The following is a 21,666-nucleotide window of genomic DNA, read 5'->3' as shown; positions in this document are numbered from 1 at the left end:
CTCCGCCGATTCGTGCAGGCAGGCCTTTGACCTGCATTGCGGTTGAAACCCCTCCTGCCGAAAATGCACGAACCCCCGGAAACGAAAACGCCGGCACTGGGCCGGCGTTTTCATGAGCAGGAGGGACTCAGCGATTGCGGGTCAGCAATGCTGGTTTCTCACCGCGCGGGCGGTTGCTCTGCTGCAGCTCGTCCAACTGCTCCGGCGTTGGGAAACGGTCGGCGCGGGACTCTTTCATGATGATCTTCGGAGCCGGTTTGTTGGCGCGAGGATCCTGAACCGCTGGCTCGTCGCGACCACGGGATACCAGTTGATCTTCACCACGGCGCTGGCCGTTGCCGCGAGTCTTGTTGGCGGGCTTGCCCTGACGCTGCTGGCCTTGCTTCTGGCCTTGTTGCTTCTGGCCGCTGCCCTGACCACCACCTCCTTGGCGCCGGCCCTGGTTCTCACCCTGGCCTTGCCCACGCCCCTGGCCGTTGCGGCCCTGGGCTTGTCCCTGGCCCTGGCCCTGCTTCTGACCCTGTTTTTGGCCTTGAGCCTGGCCCTGGCCGCCACGGCGCTGATTGCGACCCTGGTTCTGGCCTTTGGGCGGGTAGGGGCTGACGTAGTCGGCGCGATTGCCGAAGTTGTCCACGTCGTCGTCGAGGAACTCTTCAGGGTCACGATCAGCCGCCGGCTGCGGCGGGCGTTGCGGACGTGCCTGTTTGGGTTGTTGCTGCGGGGCTGCGGCCTTCTGCTCCTGGCCCTGGCCCTGCTGTTCCTGGCTTTTGCCTTTGCCCCTGCGGCGGTTGCGGCTCTTGCGCGGCTTGGCTTCGGAGTCGTCGCCAGCTTCCTTGGCCTCACTGGGACCCTGGGACGCTTGCTGCGGCTTGCCTTCGCGCTTGGGCTTGTCGGCGCGCGGCTGGCGCTCGGGGCGCGGCGCCCGGGCTTCGGGGCGTTCGGCTTCGACAGTCGCTGGGTCAAAGCCCTGGGTATCGCCGGCCGGGATCTTCTGCTTGGTCAGGCGCTCGATGGCCTTGAGCAGCTTGTCTTCGTCCGGGGCAACCAGGGAGATGGCTTCACCACTGCGGCCGGCACGGCCGGTACGGCCGATGCGGTGCACATAGTCTTCCTCGACGTTGGGCAGTTCGAAGTTGACCACATGGGGCAGTTGGTCGATGTCCAGGCCGCGGGCAGCGATATCGGTCGCCACCAGGATACGCACGTCGTTGGCCTTGAAGTCTGCAAGGGCCTTGGTGCGAGCGTTCTGGCTCTTGTTGCCGTGGATCGCCGCGGCGGGCAGACCGTGCTTGGTCAGGTACTCGGCCAGACGGTTGGCGCCGTGCTTGGTGCGGGTGAAGACCAGCACCTGTTCCCAGGCACCGACCGTGATCAGGTGCGCCAGCAAGGCGCGCTTGTGGCCGGCTGGCAGGTGGAACACGCGCTGCTCGATGCGCTCCACCGTGGTATTCGGCGGCGTCACTTCAATGCGTTCGGGATCGTGTAGCAGCTTGTTGGCGAGGTCGACGATGTCTTTCGAGAAGGTCGCCGAGAACAGCAGGTTCTGGCGCTTGGACGGCAGCCTGGCGAGGACTTTCTTCACATCGTGAATGAAGCCCATGTCGAGCATCCGGTCGGCTTCGTCGAGCACCAGGATCTCCACATGGGAGAGGTCGACGGCGCCCTGGCCAACCAGGTCGAGCAGGCGGCCGGGGCAGGCCACCAGGATGTCCACGCCCTTGGAAACGGCCTGGATCTGCGGATTCATGCCGACGCCGCCGAAGATGCAGGTGCTGACCAGATGCAGGTCACGGGCATAGAGCTTGAAGCTGTCATGGACCTGGGCCGCGAGTTCGCGGGTTGGGGTCAGGACCAGTACACGCGTCTGGCGCGGGCCGTGCCGCTGGGATTTGTCTGGGTGACCGTTGGGGAACAGGCGCTCGAGAATCGGCAGCGCGAAACCGGCAGTCTTGCCGGTGCCAGTCTGGGCCGCAACCATCAGGTCGCGACCTTGCAACACGGCGGGAATCGCCCGCTGTTGCACGGGGGTGGGCTGGGCGTAGCCGGCGGCTTCGACAGCGCCGACCAATGCCTCGGAGAGACCGAGGGAAGCAAAGGACATGGGAGATCCTGTGTAGTTCTAGGGGCTGGCCCGAAAGGGTGATCTTGTCTGGCTCGAATCGCAGCGATGGCTCGCGATCCCGACCGGTCCTGCTGGCTCTAGGGTGGCTCAGCATCCGGGCGTATGCCTGACGGAGCGCCGAGTATAACAGCTCCTCGAGAATGTACAGCCATCGCGGCGCTCAACGGTTGCTGGAGATTTCCTGGCCCGGTTCGCGGTAACGGGCCACGAGCTGTGCGTACGCCGGTTCCTGCTTGAAACGCCTGAGCGCTTCGCCGGAGGGCGCGGCCAGGCTTTCCAGTTGCGATTGACGGCGGAAGGCGAGGTACAAGCGGTCGCGGCTGATCGCCCTGGGATGACTGGCGATCTGCGTTTCCAGGCCCATCTGGTGGACGAGGTATAGGCCGGCGCGGCGGTCGTTGACCACGAGATCGACCCGATCGCGCACCAGCTTGCCGAGATTGGCCTCGTGGGTCGGCGCCGGTTCGCGGGTGAACAGTGGCGAGGTACGAAAAGCCTGGTCGGCGTACCAGTAACCGGGGGAAACACCTATCTTGAGGCCCCGAAGATCGGCCAGGCGCTGGAACGGGTAGGGTCGTTGCCGCGCATAGAACAGCACGAACTCCACTTCCGACAGCGGTTCTGCGGGGAAGACCATCTGCGACTCGCGTTCCTGATTGCGAAAGATGTCCAGCACCGCGTCGGCCTGACCGTTTTCCAATTCCATCAGGCAGCGCTTCCAGGGCATCAGACTCCACTGGACCTCGATGCCCATGCGTTGGAAAACGATGGCGCTGGCCTCGTAATCCAGGCCACGGAGTTGGCCTTCTTCTTCGAATATGTAGGGCGCCCAGGGTTCGCTGACAATGCGCAGGGGCTCGGCCAGGGCGGCTGAGCCGAGACATGCGAGCAGGGTGAGAAGGACTATGCGAAGTACTGGCATGTGGCCAGATTACGTGGCCGCAAGCGCGATGGGTAGTAAGTCGAAGGTCAATGCGCCGAAGCTGTGACCGCCTTCGCCACTGGGGCGATCACGAAGGCGGCTACAGTCGCCATCAACCCAGGGGGCTGGCCAGCCCGGCCAGGGCCTGGTCGAGCACTTCGCGCGCCTGGTCGAGCACCTCGCGCTTCCAACCGTCCCGCTGCGGATAGAACGCGCCGCGCAGGCGCTCCTTGATGCGCTGGTGGACCGCCGGAGCGGTATTCGGGTGGTTTTGCAGCCACTGCTCGGCACGTAGTGCGGAGAGGACCTTGCGTCCGGGCAGCGTGCCGTATTCCAAGGTCAGGCCGTTGTACTGGGCCTGGGCGCATTCGCTCATCACCATCTGGTCGAGCGTGCCGTTGAGTCGGGCCGACACCGAGTTGCCTTCGGCGCTGTTGGTGACTTGCTCGCCCCACCAATGGCGTGCGCGGGCGATGTCTTCGGCACGCTGGCGGCCTTTGTAGATGCGCTCGCCGACGCCCTGTGGTCCGAGCCCGGTATGCACGTCGATCCAGGCGATACGCCGGCACTGGCGAGCGTGTTCGCGCAGTACCCGGCGCAGGGTCAGGTTGCTCCAGGTTGGGCGGGCGCCGGCGAAGAACAGGCCATGCGGGTCACTGTGCTGGCCCCGTGAAATAGCGGCCTGCAGGCTTTTCCTGCCATGACGCAGTGCATAGCCCACCAGACGCAAGTCGCTCAGCAGCCCCGGCCGCATCAGCCAGGGGGCCACCGCCCGGTAATCGGGGTTGTCCGCCAGCGGTTGGCCGAAGTCGACGAAGTTGCGATTCAGGTCGACGTTGTCTTCGTTCACCCGCCGCAACCAGGAGAAGCCGTAGGGATTGAGTGCGTGTAGGTAAAGCACGGCGAGGTTGTCGCGCCGGCAGCGCTCGTTCCAGTCTCCGTCGCGCAGACGGTCGATCTGGATCGCCGAGCCGCAGAATCCCTCGACGCCGTGACAGCCGCTGCTGATCACCAGCAGGTTGGTGGCGTCGCGCGGGCCACTGAAGGCCACATCCAGTGCAAGTTGCTCATTGTCGCGACCCTGCATCGGGTGGTTATGGGATTCCACGGTGAGGCGGCGCTGGTGGCAGATTTCGAGGAATTTTTCGCGGGCCTCCGCGTAATCGCGAGAGAAACAGGTCAGGTCCATTTCAGGTTCCGGGTCAGGCGCCCTTGGTCGTTCACGGGCGCAGCCGTGCCCGGGCACCGGCTTGTGGCCGGCGCCTGGCGACAGCGAATCAGGGTTGGAGAGCGTCCGGAGGCCGGGTGGGCCGCCAGATGTGGCGCGAGTCGATCAGGTTGTCGGAATCAGCACCCGGCCAATGCTGCTGATGCGTTGGCCGAACTCCACGGTGTCGATCTCGATCCGTGTACCGAATTCCGCGGACAGCACCTGCAGGCGCTCGAGGATGCGCCGTGCCTGCTGCTGGTTGTCCTCGCTGTCGAAGGCCAGGCGCGGAATGCCGCGCTCGGCGTCACGTCCTTCGAAGCCCAGTTCGATGGGGTGTAGCAGCAGTTCCTTGAGGCGGCCTTCGGCGTTGAAGCGGCATTCGGCAACCACGCTTTCGAACCAGATCGGCTCACTGAAGATGCCCACCACGCGTTTCCACTCGAGGAATTCGGCCGGAGTGGAAATGCGCGGGTTGGTGATGCCCTTGGGGCCGACGATGGCCTCGGCGGCCATCCATTCCATTTCTTCCCACTCGTCACGGGCAATCACCTGCTGGCTGTTGTCCATGAAGCAGAAATTGCCCAGGGAGTAGAGCAGCGGCTTGCCGTTGTAGACCTCGATGCCGCGGATCTGGTGCGGGCCATGGCCGCAGAGCATGTCGGCGCCGTTGTCCACCAGGCTGCGGGCCAGTGCCGGCAGGTAATTGGGCACTGAGGAGGTGAAGTTGTCCGGCTCGTGGGTGTGCTGGGCGACGATGGTGAAGTCGGAGGTTTGCTTGGCCTGGCGCAGGTTCAGCAGGATGTCCGCCTGGTCGCGCTTGTCGCACTCGTAGTGGATGCGCAGGGAGCCCGGCGCGGCGCTTGGGTCGACGCGGTAGTGCAGTGCCATCCCCAGGTGCACACTGTGCTGGCCGTAGAGGGCTTTGAGCAGGTAATGGTCCTGGAACGCTTCCTGGTCATTGAGGCGCTTGAGTACGGCGAAGTCTTCGGCCGATACCAGTCGATGGGGCGTTGTGCGCAGCGGGTTCAGGCCGGGACGCGGCGGCACCACGCCGAGGCCATCGTTGGCCGGTGAATTGGCTTCGAAGGTGGTTGCGTAGGAGATCAGTGACACCCGCGCGCAGTCCGTGTTGACGAAGGCCGGGGCGCGAGCGGCGGAGAGACTGGCGCCGGTTCCTGCGTGGGCGATGCCGGCGGCATCCAGCAGCTCATTGGTCATGCGCATGCCTGCCGCGCCCCAGTCCAGGGCATGGTTGTTGGCGCGGGCCATCAGGTTGAAGCCCAGGGCGGCGAGGTCCGCCGGGGCGTCCGGGTCACTGATCAGCCAGGCGAAGCCGGACTCGGCTTCCGGGTAGCCGTCGTAGGTCTTCAGGTCGATGGCCGAGCCTTCGTAGTTGCCGACCACCACATCGCCCCGGCCGAGGATTGCCAGCAACTCCGGCGACTTGCGCTTGAGCTTCTGGGCGATGGCGTGGGTGATGATGATGTCGCCAACGGCGACCACGCAGAAGCCGTCTTCGACCTCGGCCTCGCGCCAGGTGGGTTGCAACTCGAGGGTGGCGGGCCGCTGCTGCGGGGCTTTGACACGTTGATACATGGAGCGATTTCCTGACTCAGGCCTGGCACGGGGCCGGGGCGTTGGGGGATTGGGCTGCGCGAGCGGCGAGTTTCTGGCGGCTGCGCTCGGGGTCGATCAGAAACAGGCCCAGCAGGCCTCCGGCCAGCAGGGCTGTACCGAACAGGCCGACGGCCAACTCGAAGCCGAGGACCAGATCGCCGCCTTCCCAACCGATGGCCTGGCCGACTACGTGGGGGGCGAGCATGCCGGCGCTGGTCATCAGGCCGATGTGGATGGCCAACATGCTGCCGCGCTGTCGGGCTGGGGCGATGTAGGCGACGATGGAGTTGGCGAAGGCGGGCAGCAGGTTCACCACGATCCCGCCCAGCAGGTAGAGGCCTAGCGTGGCGAGTAGGCCCTGTTCGAAGAAGCCCATCAAGCTGAGGGCGACGCCACCGATCAGGCAGGCCACCACTGGCGGCAGGGCCATGGCCACCCGCACACTGGCGCCACGCTTGAGGGCGCGCTGGGAGAGGCCGGAAACCACCAGGTTGAGGACGATCACCCCGACAGTGGCTGCCATTACCACGTAGCCGGATTGCATTGGGCTCATGTGCAGGCCCTTTTGCAGATACGTGGGAACCCAGCTGTAGATCAGTGCCGTGGGCAGGTAGGTGCAGAAGCCGGCCAGGGTGATGAAGACGAAAGTTCGGTTCAGCAAAAGGTGGCGGTAGGACACGGCGCCATGGCCCGGTTCGTTCTCGGCGTCATCGTGCCCGCCCTCGCGGCCCACCATCAACCACAGCACCAGCCAGACGAGACCGATGGTGGCGAGGATCAGGTAGCCGGAGCGCCAGCCCAGGTGCTGGATCAGCAGCGGCAGCGAGAGTGCGCCGAGGATGGCTCCGAGCATGATCGCCACCTGGATCAAGGCAGCGGGAAGGACTCGCTCACGCCGGTCGTACCATTTGAAACAGGCGTGCTGGGTTACCGCGGTGCCTGGGCCGCAGCCGGCGCCAAGCAGCATGCGGCTCGCCACCAGGGCGAAGAGGCTGCTGGAAAGGGCAGTCAACAATTGGGCGGCCATCCACACTACCGACATGCCGGCGAGGATGCCGCGGCTCGGTAGGCGGTTGGCGAGGAAGCCCACCAGCACGCCGGAAATGGAGTAGAGGAAGAAGAATGCGCTGCCGATGAAGCCGAACTGCTCGGGTGAGAGCTTCAGCTCGTCGATGATCTGCGGGCCGGCGAAGGCGAAGATGCTCTTGTCAAGCACGCTGATGACCATCACGGTCATCAGCAGCGCTACCACCAGCGGGCGGCGGCTGTCGGAAGGGGCGTTCATGCGTTTGCCTCGTTCAGGCTCGTTTCCACCAGGCGTGCCCAGAGGCTGGCGCCGAAAGGGATGGCGGCGTCGTTGAAGTCGTAGCCGGGGTTGTGGACCATGCAGCCGCTCGGCCCGCTGTTGCCGTTACCCAGCACCATGTAGCAGCCGGGCCGCACTTCCAGCATGGAGGCGAAATCCTCGCTGCCGAGATAACCGCTGGGAACGCTCGTCAGCACTGCTTCCTCACCCACCAGCTCACGCGCCACCTGTTGCAGCAGTGCGGTTTCGGCTGGGGTATTGATCAGCACGCCGATGCGCTCTTCGTAGTCCAGGTCCAACTCGATGCCATGGACCTGGGCGACGCCCTGGCTGATCTCGCTGATACGTTGGCGCAGCAGCTTGCGGATATCCGGATGGGTGGAGCGAACGCTGAGCTTCAGCGTGGCCACATCCGGGATCACGTTATGGGCCTCACCGGCCTGGATGGCGCCGACGGTGACCACGGCCACTTCGCCGGCTGGCACGTTGCGCGCGACGATGGTTTGCAGCGCCAGCAACAACTCGGCGGCAGCGACGATGGGATCGCGGGCCTTGTGTGGCATGGCGCCGTGTCCACCGACGCCGATCAGGCGGATGGTCGCCACGTCGGACGACGCGCTCATGGCGCCGGGCTGGGTCAGGAAAGCCCCCACCGGCAGTCCCGGCATGTTGTGCAGTGCGTAGACCGCATCGCAGGGGAAGCGCTCGAACAGGCCGTCTTCGATCATGCGTCGCGCACCACCCAGAGTTTCCTCTGCGGGTTGGAAGATCAGATTGAGGGTGCCGTCGAACCGGCGGGTTTCGGCGAGGTAGCGTGCTGCGCAAAGCAGGATGGTGGTGTGCCCATCATGGCCGCACGCGTGCATCTTGCCGGCTTCGCAGCTGGCATGGGGGACGCCGCTTTCTTCCTGGATCGGCAGGGCGTCCATGTCGGCGCGGATACCGATGCTGCGCGCACTGCTGCCGTTGCGCAGCACGCCGACGACGCCGGTACCGCCGACGCCCGCGAAAACTTCATAGCCCCACTGGCGAAGGTAGCCGGCCACCAATTCGCTGGTGATCCGTTCCTCGAAGCCAAGTTCGGGATGCTGGTGGATCTGGCGCCGAATCTGCGCGAATTCATCCTGCCAGGCCAGGATCTGTGGGATGAGCTGCATGGTTTGCCCTTGTTGTCGTGTTCAGCATGGCGCGCAGCATGCCGCAGCCCAGGGTGGCCGGGATAATCACCTCTGGGCATGCGTATCGGCTTTGGTTATGCACGCACTGCGGCGACGGCAGCACGGTGGGACGAGGCGGATTGCCTCAGGAGGTGGGGTTCAGCGACTGGCCGGCCTTGGCAGCGGGGTTCTTGTAGGCGTAGACCAGCTCGTCGGTGAGCGCCTGGGCTTCGCGCGTCATCAGTTCCTGGTCGCGGCACACCAGCGAGATGTTCATCGGCGGCACCTGTTCCACCAGATCGATGATCTCCAGTTCCTGGCCGAGTTTGCGCACATGGTCGAGGACCCGCAGCGACCAATAGCTGATCGCATCGGTATTCAGCGCCAGTTCGGAGAACAACACCACCGAGGCGCATTCGATGATCCGCTCCGGCGGCTCCACCTGATAGTTCTCGAACATCCAGCCGACCCGTGACTGCTCCAGTGAGTCCTGCAGCAGCCATTCCTGGTCGCGCAACTCGTTCAGGGTGCGCACATGGCGCAGCGGATGGCCTTTGCGCACGGCAAGCACCGTCGGCTGGGTGAACAGTTCGGTCCAGTGGAAGCCGTCACTGCTGCGGGAGGCGGGCAGGGAGGTGAGCACCAGATCCAGCAGGCCTTCGCGCAGGCCCTCCATCAGCTTGGAGGGGCGCAATTCGTGGATCTGCACCTGCACCTTGGGGTAGCGCTTGCGGTAGCGGTTGAGGCTGGCGATGAACTGGGCGCCGGGCGTTACCGGAGAGACGCCGATGGAGACCTTGCCGTCCATGACGCCCTTGAGGGTTTCGATCTCGTCACGGGCGCGGCGCACCTCTTCGAGGATCAGCCGCGCGCGGCGTACCAGGCGCTCGCCGAATTCGGTGAGGGTGATGCCGCGGTTGGAACGCACCAGCAGAGGTACGCCGAGTTCGGCTTCCAGTTCCTTGATGCCCTTGGACAGGGCGGGCTGGGAAATGTGGAGCAGCCGCGAGGCTTCCTGGATGCTGCCACTCTCGCAGATCGCGACAATGGCGCGGAGCTGGTGCAACTTCATGAATGGGCCCGGATGAGTTCGGTGGTGGGGCCGACTGTAAGGCAAAAAGTGGGCCGGGTGCTGTAAAGAGACGTTTCAGCCGGTGCGGCTGTGCAGAGCGTTCGCGGATTCGCTTCTCCCGTAGGGGCGAACTCATTCGCCAAGGGTGGCGTAGCTGCCCCCAGCAGTATTCAAGGGCAGACCTTCGGCCTGCCTGGCGATTGAAATCGCCCCTACAAGGTGTCCATGGCCCGATCCGGTCAAGAAAAAGGCGGCCCGAGGGCCGCCAAGGTGGAGCACGATGCAAATCAGCGGATACCCGTGGCGCGCAGGGCGTTGGGAGTGAACTGCTTGCGGCTGTAGTTGATGCCGAACTGGTAGGCGTTCTTCTCTTCGTTGTAGAGAGCATTCACCGCGTAGCGACCAGACTGCACGTCGTAGTGGGTCTCGGCGTTGAACAGGGGCATCTGCTGATCATAGAAGAAGCTGGTATGACCTTCGGAAACGCGCCACAAGTTGCCGCGACCGTCGTAGGCGTCTGCTTCGGCGGCTTGCCAGCTGTCTTCGTCGATAAAGAGATCGCGTCGCGAATAGATGTGGCGCTGGCCCGGCTTCAGGGTCGCGGTCACATGCCAGACACGGTGCAGCTCATAGCGAGTGTGCTCAGGATTGAGGTGGCCGGGCTTGATGATGTCGCTGTACTTCAGCTTGGGCGAACCCAGCTTGTAGGCGTTGTAGGGGATGTACAGCTCCTGCTTGCCCACCAGCTTCCAGTCGAAGCGATCCGGCGCGCCATTGAACATGTCGAAGTCGTCCAGGGTACGCATGCCTTCGGCGCCGGGGCTGTCGTAGGCGATCTGCGGCGCGCGACGCACGCGGCGCTGGCCGGCGTTGTACTGCCAGGCCATGCGCGGTTCCTTGACCTGGTTGATGGTCTCGTGGATCAGCAGCACACCGCCGGCCAAGCGCGCCGGAGAGAGGAATTCCTCGCGGTAGAAGTAGAGGATGTTCTCCATCTCCGTGGGCGAGTAATCGGAGAGGCCCACCGGGTAGGCCAACTGCTGCTTGACCAGGCTCGGCGTGTAGGCGCCATTGGCCTGGGGCGAGGCCTGCACCACCTGGCGCTGCAGGGACAGCCCCCGGTAGCGGCCGATATGGTTCCAGATCACCTCCAGGCCGTCCTTCGGGATGGCGAAGGGCAGGCCGCCGCTTTTGTAGTTCTGCAGGCCGTTGCCGTTTTCCGCCAGCTGGGTGTGGGTGGCATTCTCGCGGCTGGCGTCCAGGTAGCCCTGGGGCAGGCTGATGGAGCGACGGGTCGGGTACACCGGAATCCGGTAGCTGTCCGGGTAGCGCTTGAACAAGGCCAACTGGCCTGGGGTCAGCTTGTCCTTGTACTGCTCGGCGTTCTGCGCAGTGATGGTGAACAGCGGCTGGTCGGCGGCATACGGGTCGGAAAGGAAACCATCGGCATCGCGGGTGCCGGCGTCCTTGGCCAGGCCACCGGTCCAGGCCGGGATGCTGCCATCGGCATTGCCGGCCTTCTCCGCGCCTATGGGCGTGAGGTCGGCGCCGAGGCGCGTGGCCTGGTCGACAGGCACTGCGGCCAATGCCTGGGTGGCGATCAGGCCGAGGCCGAAGCAGCCGGCGCGCAGGAGTCGTGAATCGATCATGTTCAATCTCATGTGCAGGGACCTCAGAAGCTCGCGCCGACGCTGAAGGCGAGGAAGTCGCGGTCGGTGTTGGTGTTGAAGTCGCCGCCGAAGTAGTCGGTGTAACTCAGGCTGGCGGTGTAGGTGGACAGGTAGTCGGCGTCGAGGCCGACGCTCACCGATTTGTTGCCTTCGGTGAAGGACGGGCCGTAGCCCTCGACGTCATGGGCGAAGGCCAGGTTGGGCTTTAGGTTCACACCGGCGATGGCGTCGTTGAACTCCAGTTGCGCGCGCAGGCGGTAACCCCAGGAGTTCTGGGTATAGAAACCCTTGTCGGTGCATTGGTCGGGGTTAGCGGTGTTAAGCAGGCGGGTGCACAGCTGGTTGCCGCGCAGCGTGCCCACACCGGGGATGGTCGCGGTGCCGGCCCCCGCCAGCGAGCCCATGCCGTAGACGCTGCTGCGGCCGAAGCGCAGGTCGGTACCGTCGGTGGAGCCGAGATCGCCGATATGGCTGAAGCCCACCTCGCCGACGATGTTCAGGCGGTCCGCGGCCAGCACCTGGTCGAAGCTGTGTATCGCCGTGACCTGGGCCTGGGTGAAGGGCATGCGCTTGTAGCCCTGCACCGGGCTGCCGGGCGCCGTGTCGGCCCAGTCGGTATCGAAGATTGCCAGGCCCTTGAGGCGCAGCAGGTCCGTCAGTTGGCCAACGCTGGCCGCGGTGGAAACATCGGTGCCATTGAGCGCCAGCGGCATGTTCGGCCGGTGGCTGATCTCGCCTGACAACGCGGTGCCATCCGGGGTGGTGGTGGCGAAGCTGATGCCGTAGAGGCGGATGTCTTCGGGGTAGGCCAGGTGGTAGCGTGCAGTCGCCGGGCCTGGCGCGCCGTTGATGGCGGCCAGGCTGGGGCGGCCCACGGTCCACACGCTCTCCGGGGTGCGGCTGTGGTAGTTGAGCGCGTAGAAGCCGAACTCGGTGTCGTTCAGCTCCGGTACCAGCCAGCGCAGGGCCACGCCAAACTGGCCGCCGTCGCGGGCGTCGTCGTCGGCCTCGCGCGGTACCCAGCCATAGCGTGCAGGGTCACGATCGAAGTCGGTGCCGAAAGTGGTCATGCCGAGGTTGCAACCCTGGGGCGCGGTGTCGCTGCCGAAGAAGGTGCCGCAGTTGTCCAGAACGGTCTTGTCCCACTCCAGTTGGTAGAAGCCTTCCACCGAGAGGTTCTCGGTCAGGCCCTGGGTGGCGTAGAGCATGTTCACCGGGATCAGGCCTTCCTTGATCTCCGAGCCCGGTCGACGGAACGAGGCAACGTCGGTGGGGTTGATGGCGTTGATACCGTTGCCGATGAAGGTGCTTTCGCCCCAGCTCACCACCTGTTTGCCGGCACGCACGCTGCCCGGCAGGTCATCGATCAGGTAGTTGTGGTAGACGAAGGCGTCCAGCAGCTGGGTGCCGGATGATTTGGCCGCGTTGTCGCGGCCGCTGTCGTCTATGTCGTAGAGCGGGCGGTGCTCATCCTTCAGCTCGAAGTCGTACCAGTACTTGCCGCGCAGGAAGACGCCGGTGTCGCCGTACTTGAGTTCGAGGTCATGGATGCCCTTGAAGATCTTCGAGAAGGTTTCGCCCTTCTTGAAATTCAGTCGTCCGTCGTCGCTGGTGCGGGTCGACGCGGTTCCACCGTTGGCCTTGCCGATGAAGGCAGCGTCGGCCTCGTCCATCGCCCAGCTGGCGCCGATGGACAGCGACGAGTCGAAACGTCCCTCGATTTCCCCGATATTGAAACTGGCGGCTTTTGCAGGTTGCGCGCTCGAGAGTGCTACAGCCAGGGCCAGAACGCTGGGATACATGGTCCCCGCGCCTTTTGTTGTTCTTTTCATGATGCTCTCCGCCTGGTCAAAGAAGGCCCGCGGAAAGACCCGCCGGGCACACGCTTCTTTGCAGCCTGATGACAGGTGCGGGGGCATCCTAGGTAAGGCGGTGGCGTCCTGACCTCTGAATAATCCTTATGCCCATAGCCAAAGGTGAGGATGGTGGACGTGCGGGAAGCGACGGGGAGGGAGCAGAAACCCGGAAACACCGATCTGGTGGGCGCTGGCCGCAAATAACCGGGGGTTATCCCGATAAGCAGGATGTGAGGGGGATGCGGCGTACTGGCGAAACCGGCACCGATTGTGGGAGCGAATTCATTCGCGATTCAAATCGCTTGTACATAAATAAAAAGGCCGGGACAGTGCCCGGCCTTCTTGTCTTCTACGCAGAACTCAACGCGGCAGGTTGAGGTTCTTCCAGACCGCCAGGCTCGGTTCAGCCTGGTTCAGGGTGTAGAAGTGCAGGCCAGGGGCGCCGCCCTGGAGGAGCTGTTCGCACATCTCGGTGATCACCTGCTCGCCGAAGGACTGGATGCTCTGCACGTCATCGGCATAAGCCTCCAGTTGCTTGCGGATCCAGCGCGGGATTTCCGCGCCGCAGGCGTCGGAGAAGCGGGCCAGCTTGCTGTAGTTGGTGATCGGCATGATGCCCGGTACCACCGGGATATCCACACCCAGCTTGCGAGCACGTTCGACGAAGTAGAAGTAGCTGTCGGCGTTGAAGAAGTACTGGGTGATCGCGCTGCTGGCGCCGGCCTTGACCTTGCGCACGAAGTTGGCGAGATCGGCCTCGTAGCTGCGCGCCTGGGGGTGGACTTCCGGGTAGGCGGCGACTTCGATATGGAAGTGGTCACCGGTTTCCGCACGGATGAACTCCACCAGTTCGTTGGCAAAGCGCAGCTCGCCGCTGGCCATGCCCATGCCCGATGGCAGGTCGCCGCGCAGGGCGACGATGCGCTGGATACCGGCGTCCTTGTAGTGGGCCAGCAGGGCACGAAGTTCGGCCTTGCTGTCGCCGACGCAAGACAGGTGCGGGGCGGTAGGCACCTTCACCTCGCCGTCCAGCTGCAGCACGGTCTGCAGGGTACGGTCGCGGGTGGAGCCGCCGGCACCATAGGTGCAGGAGAAGAAATCCGGCTGGTAGTTGGCCAGTGTGCGGGCGGTGGCCATCAGTTTTTCGTGCCCGGCTTCGGTCTTGGCGGGGAAGAACTCGAAGCTGTAACGGCGTTCTTGGGACATGGGTCTTTCCAGGCTCGGGAGCTAGAGACGGAGGGCGTACCCTCCGCCAGGCTGAAAACGGGGGTGAACGGGACGGGCCCGTCCACCCGGACCATCAGTAGCGGTAGGTGTCCGGCTTGAAGGGGCCTTCCACGGTCACGCCAATGTAGTCGGCCTGCTGGCGGGTCAGCTGGGTGACCACGCCGCCGAAGCCCTTGACCATTTCCAGGGCCACTTCTTCGTCCAGCTTCTTCGGCAGCACTTCCACGGTCAGGCGCTGGGCCTTCTGGTCAGCCGAGAGGTTGGCGAACTTCTGCTCGAAGAGGTGGATCTGCGCCAGCACCTGGTTGGCGAAGGAACCGTCCATGATCCGGCTCGGGTGGCCGGTGGCGTTGCCCAGGTTAACCAGGCGGCCTTCGGCCAGCAGGATCAGATAGTCCTCGTTCAGCGGGTCGAAGCCGTCATTGCCGGTGCGGTGGATCTTGTGCACCTGGGGTTTCACTTCTTCCCAGGCCCAGTTCTTGCGCATGAAGGCGGTGTCGATTTCGTTGTCGAAGTGGCCGATGTTGCAGACCACAGCGCGCTTCTTCAGGGCCTTGAGCATGTTGGCGTCACACACGTTGACGTTGCCGGTGGTGGTCACGATCAGGTCGATCTTGCCCAGCAGCGCGGCGTCGACGCTGGCTTCGGTGCCGTCGTTCAGGCCGTTCTTGTACGGGGAAACGACTTCGAAGCCGTCCATGCAGGCCTGCATGGCGCAGATCGGGTCGACCTCGGAAACCTTCACGATCATGCCTTCCTGGCGCAGGGACTGGGCCGAGCCCTTGCCCACGTCGCCGTAGCCGATCACCAGTGCCTGCTTGCCCGACAGCAGGTGGTCGGTGCCGCGCTTGATGGCGTCGTTCAGGCTGTGGCGGCAGCCGTACTTGTTGTCGTTCTTGCTCTTGGTCACCGAGTCGTTGACGTTGATCGCCGGGACTTTCAGGGTGCCGGCCTTGAGCATGTCGAGCAGACGGTGCACGCCAGTGGTGGTTTCTTCGGTGATGCCGTGGATCTTCTCCAGCATCTGCGGGTATTTCTTGTGCAGGATCTCGGTCAGGTCACCGCCGTCGTCCAGCACCATGTTGGCGTCCCACGGCTGGCCGTCCTTGAGGATGGTCTGCTCGATGCACCACTCGTACTCTTGCTCGGTCTCGCCCTTCCAGGCGAAGACCGGGATACCGGCGGCGGCGATGGCGGCAGCGGCCTGGTCCTGGGTAGAGAAGATGTTGCAGGACGACCAGCGCACTTCGGCGCCCAGGGCGGTCAGGGTCTCGATCAGCACGCCGGTCTGGATGGTCATATGGATGCAGCCGAGGATCTTCGCGCTTTTCAGGGGCTGCTGGCCGGCGTACTTGCGGCGCAGGGCCATCAGGGCGGGCATTTCGGATTCGGCGATGATCAGCTCGCGGCGGCCCCAGGCGGCCAGGGAAATGTCGGCGACCTTGAAGTCGTTGAAATCGGCGGGCGTCATGACAGCGCTCATGCGTGAGTCTCCATTCGTAGTGTGCGAATGGGCGCCGTTGATGCGTTTGTCGATCAGCGGGTTGCCGACCGGGTCTACGCCCCTTCCGAGCCTGACAGGCGGAGCCTGATTCGAAACAGGCACCACTTGCTGCAGCGCCCCTCGGAAGGGAGGCGGGAACGACCGGGCTGTGCCGGTCGTTTGGAAAACCTGCGGATTATAGCGACGCTGGCGGGCAAGCCCAAGGCTTTCCGTCGCCCCGACGAGCACCTATCGCAGCCATTGAAAGCCTTGCCGCGACAAGCGGTGGATGGCCGTTCATGATCCATTCCATCCCACACAAGGAGGACGTTGCATGAACTTCCATACGCGTAAATGGATCAAGCCCGAAGACCTCAACCCCAACGGCACGCTGTTCGGCGGCAGCCTGCTGAAGTGGATCGATGAGGAAGCGGCCATCTACGCCATCATCCAGCTCGGCAACCAGCGCGTGGTCACCAAGTTCATCTCCGAGATCAACTTCGTCAGCTCGGCGCGCCAGAGCGACATCATCGAGCTGGGCATCACCGCCACCGAGTTCGGCCGCACCTCGATCACCCTGTGTTGCGAAGTGCGTAACAAGATCACCCGCAAGAGCATCCTGACCATCGACAAGATGGTCTTCGTCAACATTGGCGAAGATGGCTTGCCGGCGCCCCATGGCAAGCGGGAGATCACCTACATCAAGGACCAGTTCAAGGAATAGGCCGCGCCATTGGCCCAGGTGCCGATCATTGCGAACGGCCGGCCATGGCTGTGTGTGAAAGGGAAGGGCAGGCTCGCCGCCTGACCCAACCCTCACGGAGCTGCCGTGACCCTTGCCTACTGGTGCGTACTGATCGCGCTGTTCCTGCCCTACCTGTCCACCGCCGCGGCCAAGTTCACCGGGGGTGATTTCGGTCTCCGCCAGAACCACGATCCGCGCTCGTTTCTCGCCAGTCTCGATGGCTGGCGCAAGCGCGCCCACAACGCGCAGCTCAATGCCTTCGAAGTCACTCCGGCGTTCGTTGCGGCGGTGATCATCGGCCACCTGGCCGGCACCGCCAGCCAGGACACTCTGGATATGCTCGCTGTCGCCTTCATCGCCAGCCGCGTGCTGTATTTCATCTGCTACCTGGCCGACTGGGCTGCGTTGCGTTCCGTGGTGTGGTTCGCCGGCATGAGCTTGATCGCGGCAGTGTTCGTCGTTTCCGTCTGATCCCCGCGGTCAGCGGTCCCAGGCCTCTTGCGCGGCGGCCAGCTCGGCTAGCACCTCCTCCAGCTTGGCCTGGCGTTTGGCGATCAGGGCGAGCGGGCGGGAAAGGTGTCGCTTCATCGGTTTTCTCCTTGGCTGCGAACGACTTGATTGTGGCTGGAGAAGCGCGTCGCTACGGCGCGGATCTCCAATTCCATGTTCTGCGACAAACTGTCGCCAGGCTTGGTATTTGCCGGACAGGTGGGGATACTGTCGCCCGCCTCCAGTCCTACCCGTGATCCTGTCGATGAAAGCCATGAAGCTTCTGATCCTTGCTGCCGCCTGCCTGGGCCTTGCCGCCTGCGGTGGCGTGGACCCCAATTCGCCGCTGGGCAAGCGCCAGGCGATCTTCAAGGAGATGCTGCGCACCAGCGAGGATCTCGGCGGCATGCTGCGCGGCCGTATCAGCTTCGACGAGCAGCGCTTCGCCACTGGGGCGGCCAAGCTCGACCAACTGTCCCGCGAGCCCTGGCAGCACTTCCCGCAGGTTCAGGAAGGCGACGCGGACAGCGCTGCTCGTGACGAGGTCTGGCAGCGCCAGGAGCGTTTCAAGGAACTGGTGCGTGAGCTCGAGGCCAGCACAGGCCAGCTTGCCAGCGCCGCCCAGGCCCGTCCGGTTACCGCCCAGGGCGTTGCGCCGCTGGTGCAGAAGGTAGAAGACAGCTGCGAGGCCTGTCACAAGGAGTTCCGCGCCTACTGAGGCGCGGAAAATCCATCTACCCCGGTGACCTCAAGGTGGTCCGCCAGCGCGAGTACCTCGCGGTGCTGGAAGAAGGCCACCAGTTGTCTGGCCTTGCCCGACCCGACGCCCGCCAGTTTTTGCCATTGCGCGGCTGTCCTGCCCGCCAGCGCCTTCCAGTCCCCCTGCGGCTCCTTCGCGCCTGCGGGCGGTACCCCCAGCGCGCGCAGCCATTGCCTGAAAGGCCGCCCACGGGCTTGCTGGAAAATTTCCGCCAGGGCGGTCGCGCGCGTCGCGCCGATGCCCGGCCTAGCCGCCAATGCGGCGGCGTCCAGATCCAACCAGCCCAACAGGCCATTCAGTTCCAAACGCGCCCAGGTTCCGCGTCCCAGCCCTTCCAGCGCCAGGCCCTTGGGGCCACCCAGCCACTCAAGGCGTGAAAGGAACTGCTCCTGGCAACCGGGTTCCGGGCGAAAGCAGCTGAGGGCGTGATAACGGCTGGGCGAAGGCGCCTCCACCAAGGGCCGTTCGGTAGCACGCAAAACCACGGATTCAAGCCGTGGAATGGTGAGACCGGCCAGTGCAATGGCGACCTGGTCGCCGGGGCGGATATCCAGTTCATGCCAACGCCTGAGCGAGCCAAGGCCGACGCGTTGTATGCGCCGGCCATCCAGTTCGACCGGCGACAGTTTCAGCAGCGGCGTGACCCGACCGGTGCGCCCCACCTTGAACGCCACTGAACGCACCTCCGCCAAGGCCTTGGCGAACGGGTACTTCCAGGCCACGGCCCAGTTCGGCGGTTGCGGCTTCCAACTCCCTGCCGCGGGCCGCGTACCCTGGCGAATGACGATGCCGTCACTGGCAAACGGCAGTGGCGAGCGGTACCAGCGTTCGCGCCAGGCAGCGATTTCTTCGGCGCTTGCGACGGGACGGCTCAGCGCCACGGCATCGGCGAAACCCATGGCCTGAAGGCCTTGCAGGCGCTTTTCCATCTGCGCCGGCCCGTCCGGCCAGTCCCAGGCGAAGAAACCAATGCCGCGGGCATCGTGCTTGGCCAGCGCCCGTCGATTGAGCAATCCGGCTACTTTGCCGCGTGCACCCTGGCCCCCGCGTTGTGCCTGTACATGGCCTTCCAGCCGCCAGTACAGCTCACCCTGGAGTATGGCGTCGTCGATGCCGGCCAGACGCTCGGGAACGGCGGCAATGCGCCTGGCCTGATGCGTCCAGTCCTGCCCCTGGCTGCCGTCGCCCCGGCTGATGGCCCGGACCAGGCGGCCTTCGCGATAGACCAGGGTGACGGCTACGCCATCCACCTTGGGCTGGACCCAGAGGTCACGGCGTTGGCCCATCCAACGGCGCAGGTCGTCGATGTCCCGCAACTTGTCTAGGCCCGTCTGAGCAACCGGATGGAGGGTCTTGCCGGGGTTGCCCGCAAGGGGATCGCGTACTGGCGATGCTGCATCGGGAAAGCAGTCACGCAGGAGGGCGAGTCGCGTACGGGCCTGGTCGTAGAGTTCGTCGTCCACCGTCGCGCGGCCCTCGCTGTGATAGGCGAAATCCCAGTCGGCGATTCGGTTTGCGAGGGATGCAAGTTCGGCTTTGGCGCGGTCGCTTTGCCAATCAGGGCAGGCGTCGGCCAGGGCGAGGCCGGGAAGGAAGAAGAGAAGGGATGTCCAGGGTTTCATGGCGAGCCTCCTTGCTCATCGGGAAGGCGGCCAGTCTAGGAGCGGGATTTGTCAGCGGGCGCTGAATCGCTTGTCCGTTCGGGCGTGGTTGGTTGTGGGCATTCGGGATCGCCCCGGTTGCCCAACAAAAAGCCCCGCACGAGGCGGGGCTTTCTGCAGATCGGTCAGGGCTTAGACGCCGGCGGCGATGCGCAGGGCTTCGGCCTTGTCGGTCTTCTCCCAGGTGAACGCGGTGAAGGTGTCTTCGCCGTAGGTCATTTCATAGGGATTGCGACCGAAGTGGCCGTAGGCCGCGGTCGGCTGATACATCGGGTGCAGCAGGTCGAGCATCTTGGTGATCGCGTACGGACGCAGGTCGAAGTGCTCGCGAACCAGCTGGACGATCTTCTCGTCGCTGATCTTGCCGGTGCCGAAGGTGTTGATCGAGATGGAGGTCGGCAGGGCCACGCCGATGGCGTAGGACACCTGGATCTCGCAACGCTCGGCCAGACCGGCGGCGACGATGTTCTTGGCCACGTAACGGCCGGCGTAGGCAGCCGAACGGTCAACCTTGGACGGGTCCTTGCCGGAGAATGCGCCGCCACCGTGACGGGCCATGCCGCCGTAGGAGTCGACGATGATCTTGCGACCGGTCAGGCCGCAGTCGCCCACCGGGCCGCCGATCACGAAGTTGCCGGTCGGGTTGATGTGGAACTGGGTGTCCTTGTGCAGCAGCTCGGCCGGCAGCACGTGCTTGACGATCAGCTCCATCACGCCTTCGCGCAGGTCGGAGTACTTCACGTCGGGGTTGTGCTGGGTCGACAGCACGATGGCGTCGATCCCGACGACCTTGCCGCCTTCGTAGCGGCAGGTGACCTGGCTCTTGGCGTCCGGACGCAGCCACGGCAGCAGGCCGGACTTGCGCGCTTCGGCCTGACGCTCCACCAGGCGGTGGGAGAAGCAGATCGGGGCAGGCATCAGCACGTCGGTTTCGTTGCTGGCGTAGCCGAACATCAGGCCCTGGTCACCGGCGCCCTGGTCTTCCGGCTTGGAGCGGTCGACACCCTGGTTGATGTCGGGGGACTGCTTGCCAATGATGTTCAGGATGCCGCAGGTGGCACCGTCGAAGCCGACGTCGGAGCTGTCGTAGCCGATGTCGATGATGACCTTGCGCACCAGCTCTTCCAGGTCGACCCAGGCGGAGGTGGTGACTTCACCGGCGATGATCGCAACGCCAGTCTTGACCAGGGTTTCGCAGGCAACGCGGGCGTGCTTGTCCTGGGCGATGATGGCGTCGAGGACGGCATCGGAAATCTGGTCGGCGATCTTGTCCGGATGGCCTTCGGACACGGATTCGGAGGTAAACAGGGAGTATTCGCTCATCTATCGGTTTTCCTATTCGTTACCGGTGGGTGAGTTCGCTTCGTGAATCCGGTTTGGCGAAGTGCCGCACCTGAATCTGAAAGCCGTTTCGCAAGCCAATGTAGAGGCTCTCGCCGGGCGTGAGCCCCGCGGCATTGGCCCAACGGGCCAGGTCGTCCTGTTCGAAGCCCAACCATAGATCGCCGCAGGCCTCCCTGGCCCAACTCTGGTTGTGGCTGCACAACTCGGTCACCAGCAGCGCGCCGCCTGGCTGCACTCGCTGGGCCAATTGTTTCATCGCATCGGCCGGCGCTGCGAAATGGTGCAGGACCATGTTCAGCACCACGCAGTCGGCGGCCGCCTGCTCGTCATTCAGGGCATCGGTCAGTCGCAGTTCTACGTTACCGAGGCCTTCTTCGTTACAGCGCATGCGCGCCAGTTCCAGCATGGCCGGGCTGTTGTCCAGCGCCGTGACCTGGCTGAATCGCCGTGCCAGATCCGGCAGGAAACCGCCGTCGCCGGGGCCGACTTCCAGGGCGGTGGAGCCGGATTCGAAACCCAGTGCGTCAAGCAATGCCAGCACGCTGTCACGGTATTGCGGCAATCCTGCGATGAGGTCTTGCTGCGCCTGGAATTTTTCCGCCGCACGGGCGAAGAAGTCGCGGCTGACCGCTTCGCGCTGGGCATGCACTTCGGCGATGCGCCCGGCGATGTCTGTCGGTAGCTCCAGCTCGTCCACTTCGGCCAGCAGGGCCGCGTGCAACATGCCGCCGATCCGCTCGTTCTGCGCCAGGGCGCGGCGATAGAAGATCGCGTTGCCTTCGCGCCGGGTGGCCACCAGGCCTGCCTGGGACAGCACCTTGAGGTGGTGGCTCATGCCGGATTGGCCGGTGGCGAAAATCTGCGCCAGCTCCAGCACTCCGAACGAGTCGTTGGCCAGCACCCGCAGCACGTTCAGGCGCAGCGGATCACCGCCGGCCTTGCACAGGGCGGCCAGCTCGTCGCTGTCGTCATGACGGATCTGGGGTACGCGCAGGCTCATAGGTGGCGCAGTCTAGCCCCCGGTC

Annotated in this window: 17 protein-coding genes and 1 riboswitch; of the genes, 3 read left to right on the top strand and 14 right to left on the bottom strand. The window is 64.5% G+C overall.

What is annotated here, in order from left to right; translation table 11 throughout:
• Positions 1-127 precede the first annotated feature (127 nt).
• The 11 genes from E8E75_RS09645 to ahcY all read right to left on the bottom strand — a co-directional run bounded on the left by E8E75_RS09645 (position 128) and on the right by ahcY (position 15,642).
• Positions 128-2,101, bottom strand: coding sequence for a DEAD/DEAH box helicase (locus tag E8E75_RS09645; RefSeq protein WP_178123477.1), 1,974 nt, complete (start codon positions 2,099-2,101; stop codon positions 128-130).
• Positions 2,102-2,282: 181 nt separating this feature from the next.
• Positions 2,283-3,044, bottom strand: a complete 762-nt coding sequence (locus E8E75_RS09640; protein WP_153918764.1) for a transporter substrate-binding domain-containing protein — start codon at positions 3,042-3,044, stop codon at positions 2,283-2,285.
• Between the two features lie 112 nt (positions 3,045-3,156).
• Complete coding sequence (locus E8E75_RS09635; protein ID WP_120653534.1) at positions 3,157-4,233, bottom strand: M14 family metallopeptidase; 1,077 nt, start codon at positions 4,231-4,233, stop codon at positions 3,157-3,159.
• A 144-nt stretch (positions 4,234-4,377) separates the two neighbouring features.
• Positions 4,378-5,850: a CapA family protein gene (locus E8E75_RS09630; RefSeq protein ID WP_120653533.1), complete on the bottom strand. Its 1,473-nt coding sequence runs from the start codon at positions 5,848-5,850 to the stop codon at positions 4,378-4,380.
• Between the two features lie 16 nt (positions 5,851-5,866).
• Positions 5,867-7,156: an MFS transporter gene (locus E8E75_RS09625; RefSeq protein WP_153918766.1), complete on the bottom strand. Its 1,290-nt coding sequence runs from the start codon at positions 7,154-7,156 to the stop codon at positions 5,867-5,869.
• Positions 7,153-8,334 (bottom strand): M20 aminoacylase family protein, encoded by a 1,182-nt coding sequence (locus tag E8E75_RS09620; RefSeq protein ID WP_153918768.1) that lies wholly within the window; start codon positions 8,332-8,334, stop codon positions 7,153-7,155. The genes E8E75_RS09625 and E8E75_RS09620 overlap by 4 nt, the downstream gene beginning before the upstream one ends.
• A gap of 145 nt (positions 8,335-8,479) precedes the next feature.
• Positions 8,480-9,406: a LysR family transcriptional regulator gene (locus E8E75_RS09615; RefSeq protein WP_120653530.1), complete on the bottom strand. Its 927-nt coding sequence runs from the start codon at positions 9,404-9,406 to the stop codon at positions 8,480-8,482.
• A gap of 287 nt (positions 9,407-9,693) precedes the next feature.
• Positions 9,694-11,055 (bottom strand): DUF1329 domain-containing protein, encoded by a 1,362-nt coding sequence (locus tag E8E75_RS09610; RefSeq protein ID WP_153918770.1) that lies wholly within the window; start codon positions 11,053-11,055, stop codon positions 9,694-9,696.
• A gap of 23 nt (positions 11,056-11,078) precedes the next feature.
• On the bottom strand, positions 11,079-12,908 hold the full coding sequence (locus E8E75_RS09605) for a DUF1302 domain-containing protein (protein ID WP_280358615.1): 1,830 nt from the start codon (positions 12,906-12,908) through the stop codon (positions 11,079-11,081).
• A gap of 384 nt (positions 12,909-13,292) precedes the next feature.
• A complete protein-coding gene (metF, locus tag E8E75_RS09600) occupies positions 13,293-14,138 on the bottom strand; it encodes a methylenetetrahydrofolate reductase [NAD(P)H] (protein ID WP_120653527.1) in 846 nt (281 codons plus the stop codon).
• Positions 14,139-14,232: 94 nt separating this feature from the next.
• On the bottom strand, positions 14,233-15,642 hold the full coding sequence (gene ahcY / locus E8E75_RS09595) for an adenosylhomocysteinase (RefSeq protein ID WP_153918772.1): 1,410 nt from the start codon (positions 15,640-15,642) through the stop codon (positions 14,233-14,235).
• 22 nt (positions 15,643-15,664) lie between these two features.
• Positions 15,665-15,791, bottom strand: a riboswitch (S-adenosyl-L-homocysteine riboswitch).
• Between the two features lie 185 nt (positions 15,792-15,976).
• Between ahcY and E8E75_RS09590 the strand changes: the two genes are divergently transcribed.
• The 3 genes from E8E75_RS09590 (at position 15,977) to E8E75_RS09580 (ending at position 17,594) form a co-directional block, all read left to right on the top strand.
• On the top strand, positions 15,977-16,366 hold the full coding sequence (locus tag E8E75_RS09590; protein WP_120653525.1) for a hotdog domain-containing protein: 390 nt from the start codon (positions 15,977-15,979) through the stop codon (positions 16,364-16,366).
• A 105-nt stretch (positions 16,367-16,471) separates the two neighbouring features.
• Positions 16,472-16,858, top strand: coding sequence for an MAPEG family protein (locus E8E75_RS09585; protein ID WP_280358613.1), 387 nt, complete (start codon positions 16,472-16,474; stop codon positions 16,856-16,858).
• Between the two features lie 283 nt (positions 16,859-17,141).
• Positions 17,142-17,594, top strand: a complete 453-nt coding sequence (locus tag E8E75_RS09580) for a cytochrome c (RefSeq protein ID WP_120653523.1) — start codon at positions 17,142-17,144, stop codon at positions 17,592-17,594.
• Here the strand turns inward: E8E75_RS09580 and ligB are convergent.
• The 3 genes from ligB to E8E75_RS09565 all read right to left on the bottom strand — a co-directional run bounded on the left by ligB (position 17,588) and on the right by E8E75_RS09565 (position 21,641).
• Positions 17,588-19,258, bottom strand: a complete 1,671-nt coding sequence (gene ligB / locus E8E75_RS09575) for an NAD-dependent DNA ligase LigB (protein ID WP_153918774.1) — start codon at positions 19,256-19,258, stop codon at positions 17,588-17,590. The genes E8E75_RS09580 and ligB overlap by 7 nt on opposite strands.
• Before the next feature lie 171 nt (positions 19,259-19,429).
• Positions 19,430-20,620 (bottom strand): methionine adenosyltransferase, encoded by a 1,191-nt coding sequence (gene metK / locus E8E75_RS09570; protein WP_120653521.1) that lies wholly within the window; start codon positions 20,618-20,620, stop codon positions 19,430-19,432.
• A gap of 19 nt (positions 20,621-20,639) precedes the next feature.
• A complete protein-coding gene (locus E8E75_RS09565) occupies positions 20,640-21,641 on the bottom strand; it encodes a metalloregulator ArsR/SmtB family transcription factor (RefSeq protein ID WP_153918775.1) in 1,002 nt (333 codons plus the stop codon).
• Between the last annotated feature and the right edge of the window lie 25 nt (positions 21,642-21,666).

The sequence above is a fragment of the Pseudomonas sp. BN606 genome (assembly GCF_029873115.1).
In the GTDB taxonomy this organism is placed as follows: domain Bacteria; phylum Pseudomonadota; class Gammaproteobacteria; order Pseudomonadales; family Pseudomonadaceae; genus Metapseudomonas.
Note: the sequence above shows the minus strand (reverse complement) of the source record. Positions and strands in the feature narration are given on the sequence as shown.

Excerpts from the sequence above, each read along its gene's own strand:
- metK (WP_120653521.1), bottom strand. The coding sequence starts at position 20,620 with ATGAGCGAATACTCCCTGTTTACCTCCGAATCCGTGTCCGAAGGCCAT.
- E8E75_RS09630 (WP_120653533.1), bottom strand. The coding sequence starts at position 5,850 with ATGTATCAACGTGTCAAAGCCCCGCAGCAGCGGCCCGCCACCCTCGAG.
- E8E75_RS09580 (WP_120653523.1), top strand. The coding sequence starts at position 17,142 with ATGAAAGCCATGAAGCTTCTGATCCTTGCTGCCGCCTGCCTGGGCCTT.
- E8E75_RS09645 (WP_178123477.1), bottom strand. The coding sequence starts at position 2,101 with ATGTCCTTTGCTTCCCTCGGTCTCTCCGAGGCATTGGTCGGCGCTGTC.
- E8E75_RS09610 (WP_153918770.1), bottom strand. The coding sequence starts at position 11,055 with ATGATCGATTCACGACTCCTGCGCGCCGGCTGCTTCGGCCTCGGCCTG.
- E8E75_RS09635 (WP_120653534.1), bottom strand. The coding sequence starts at position 4,233 with ATGGACCTGACCTGTTTCTCTCGCGATTACGCGGAGGCCCGCGAAAAA.
- ligB (WP_153918774.1), bottom strand. The coding sequence starts at position 19,258 with ATGAAACCCTGGACATCCCTTCTCTTCTTCCTTCCCGGCCTCGCCCTG.
- E8E75_RS09625 (WP_153918766.1), bottom strand. The coding sequence starts at position 7,156 with ATGAACGCCCCTTCCGACAGCCGCCGCCCGCTGGTGGTAGCGCTGCTG.
- E8E75_RS09565 (WP_153918775.1), bottom strand. The coding sequence starts at position 21,641 with ATGAGCCTGCGCGTACCCCAGATCCGTCATGACGACAGCGACGAGCTG.
- ahcY (WP_153918772.1), bottom strand. The coding sequence starts at position 15,642 with ATGAGCGCTGTCATGACGCCCGCCGATTTCAACGACTTCAAGGTCGCC.
- E8E75_RS09590 (WP_120653525.1), top strand. The coding sequence starts at position 15,977 with ATGAACTTCCATACGCGTAAATGGATCAAGCCCGAAGACCTCAACCCC.
- E8E75_RS09620 (WP_153918768.1), bottom strand. The coding sequence starts at position 8,334 with ATGCAGCTCATCCCACAGATCCTGGCCTGGCAGGATGAATTCGCGCAG.
- E8E75_RS09605 (WP_280358615.1), bottom strand. The coding sequence starts at position 12,908 with ATGAAAAGAACAACAAAAGGCGCGGGGACCATGTATCCCAGCGTTCTG.
- E8E75_RS09615 (WP_120653530.1), bottom strand. The coding sequence starts at position 9,406 with ATGAAGTTGCACCAGCTCCGCGCCATTGTCGCGATCTGCGAGAGTGGC.
- metF (WP_120653527.1), bottom strand. The coding sequence starts at position 14,138 with ATGTCCCAAGAACGCCGTTACAGCTTCGAGTTCTTCCCCGCCAAGACC.
- E8E75_RS09640 (WP_153918764.1), bottom strand. The coding sequence starts at position 3,044 with ATGCCAGTACTTCGCATAGTCCTTCTCACCCTGCTCGCATGTCTCGGC.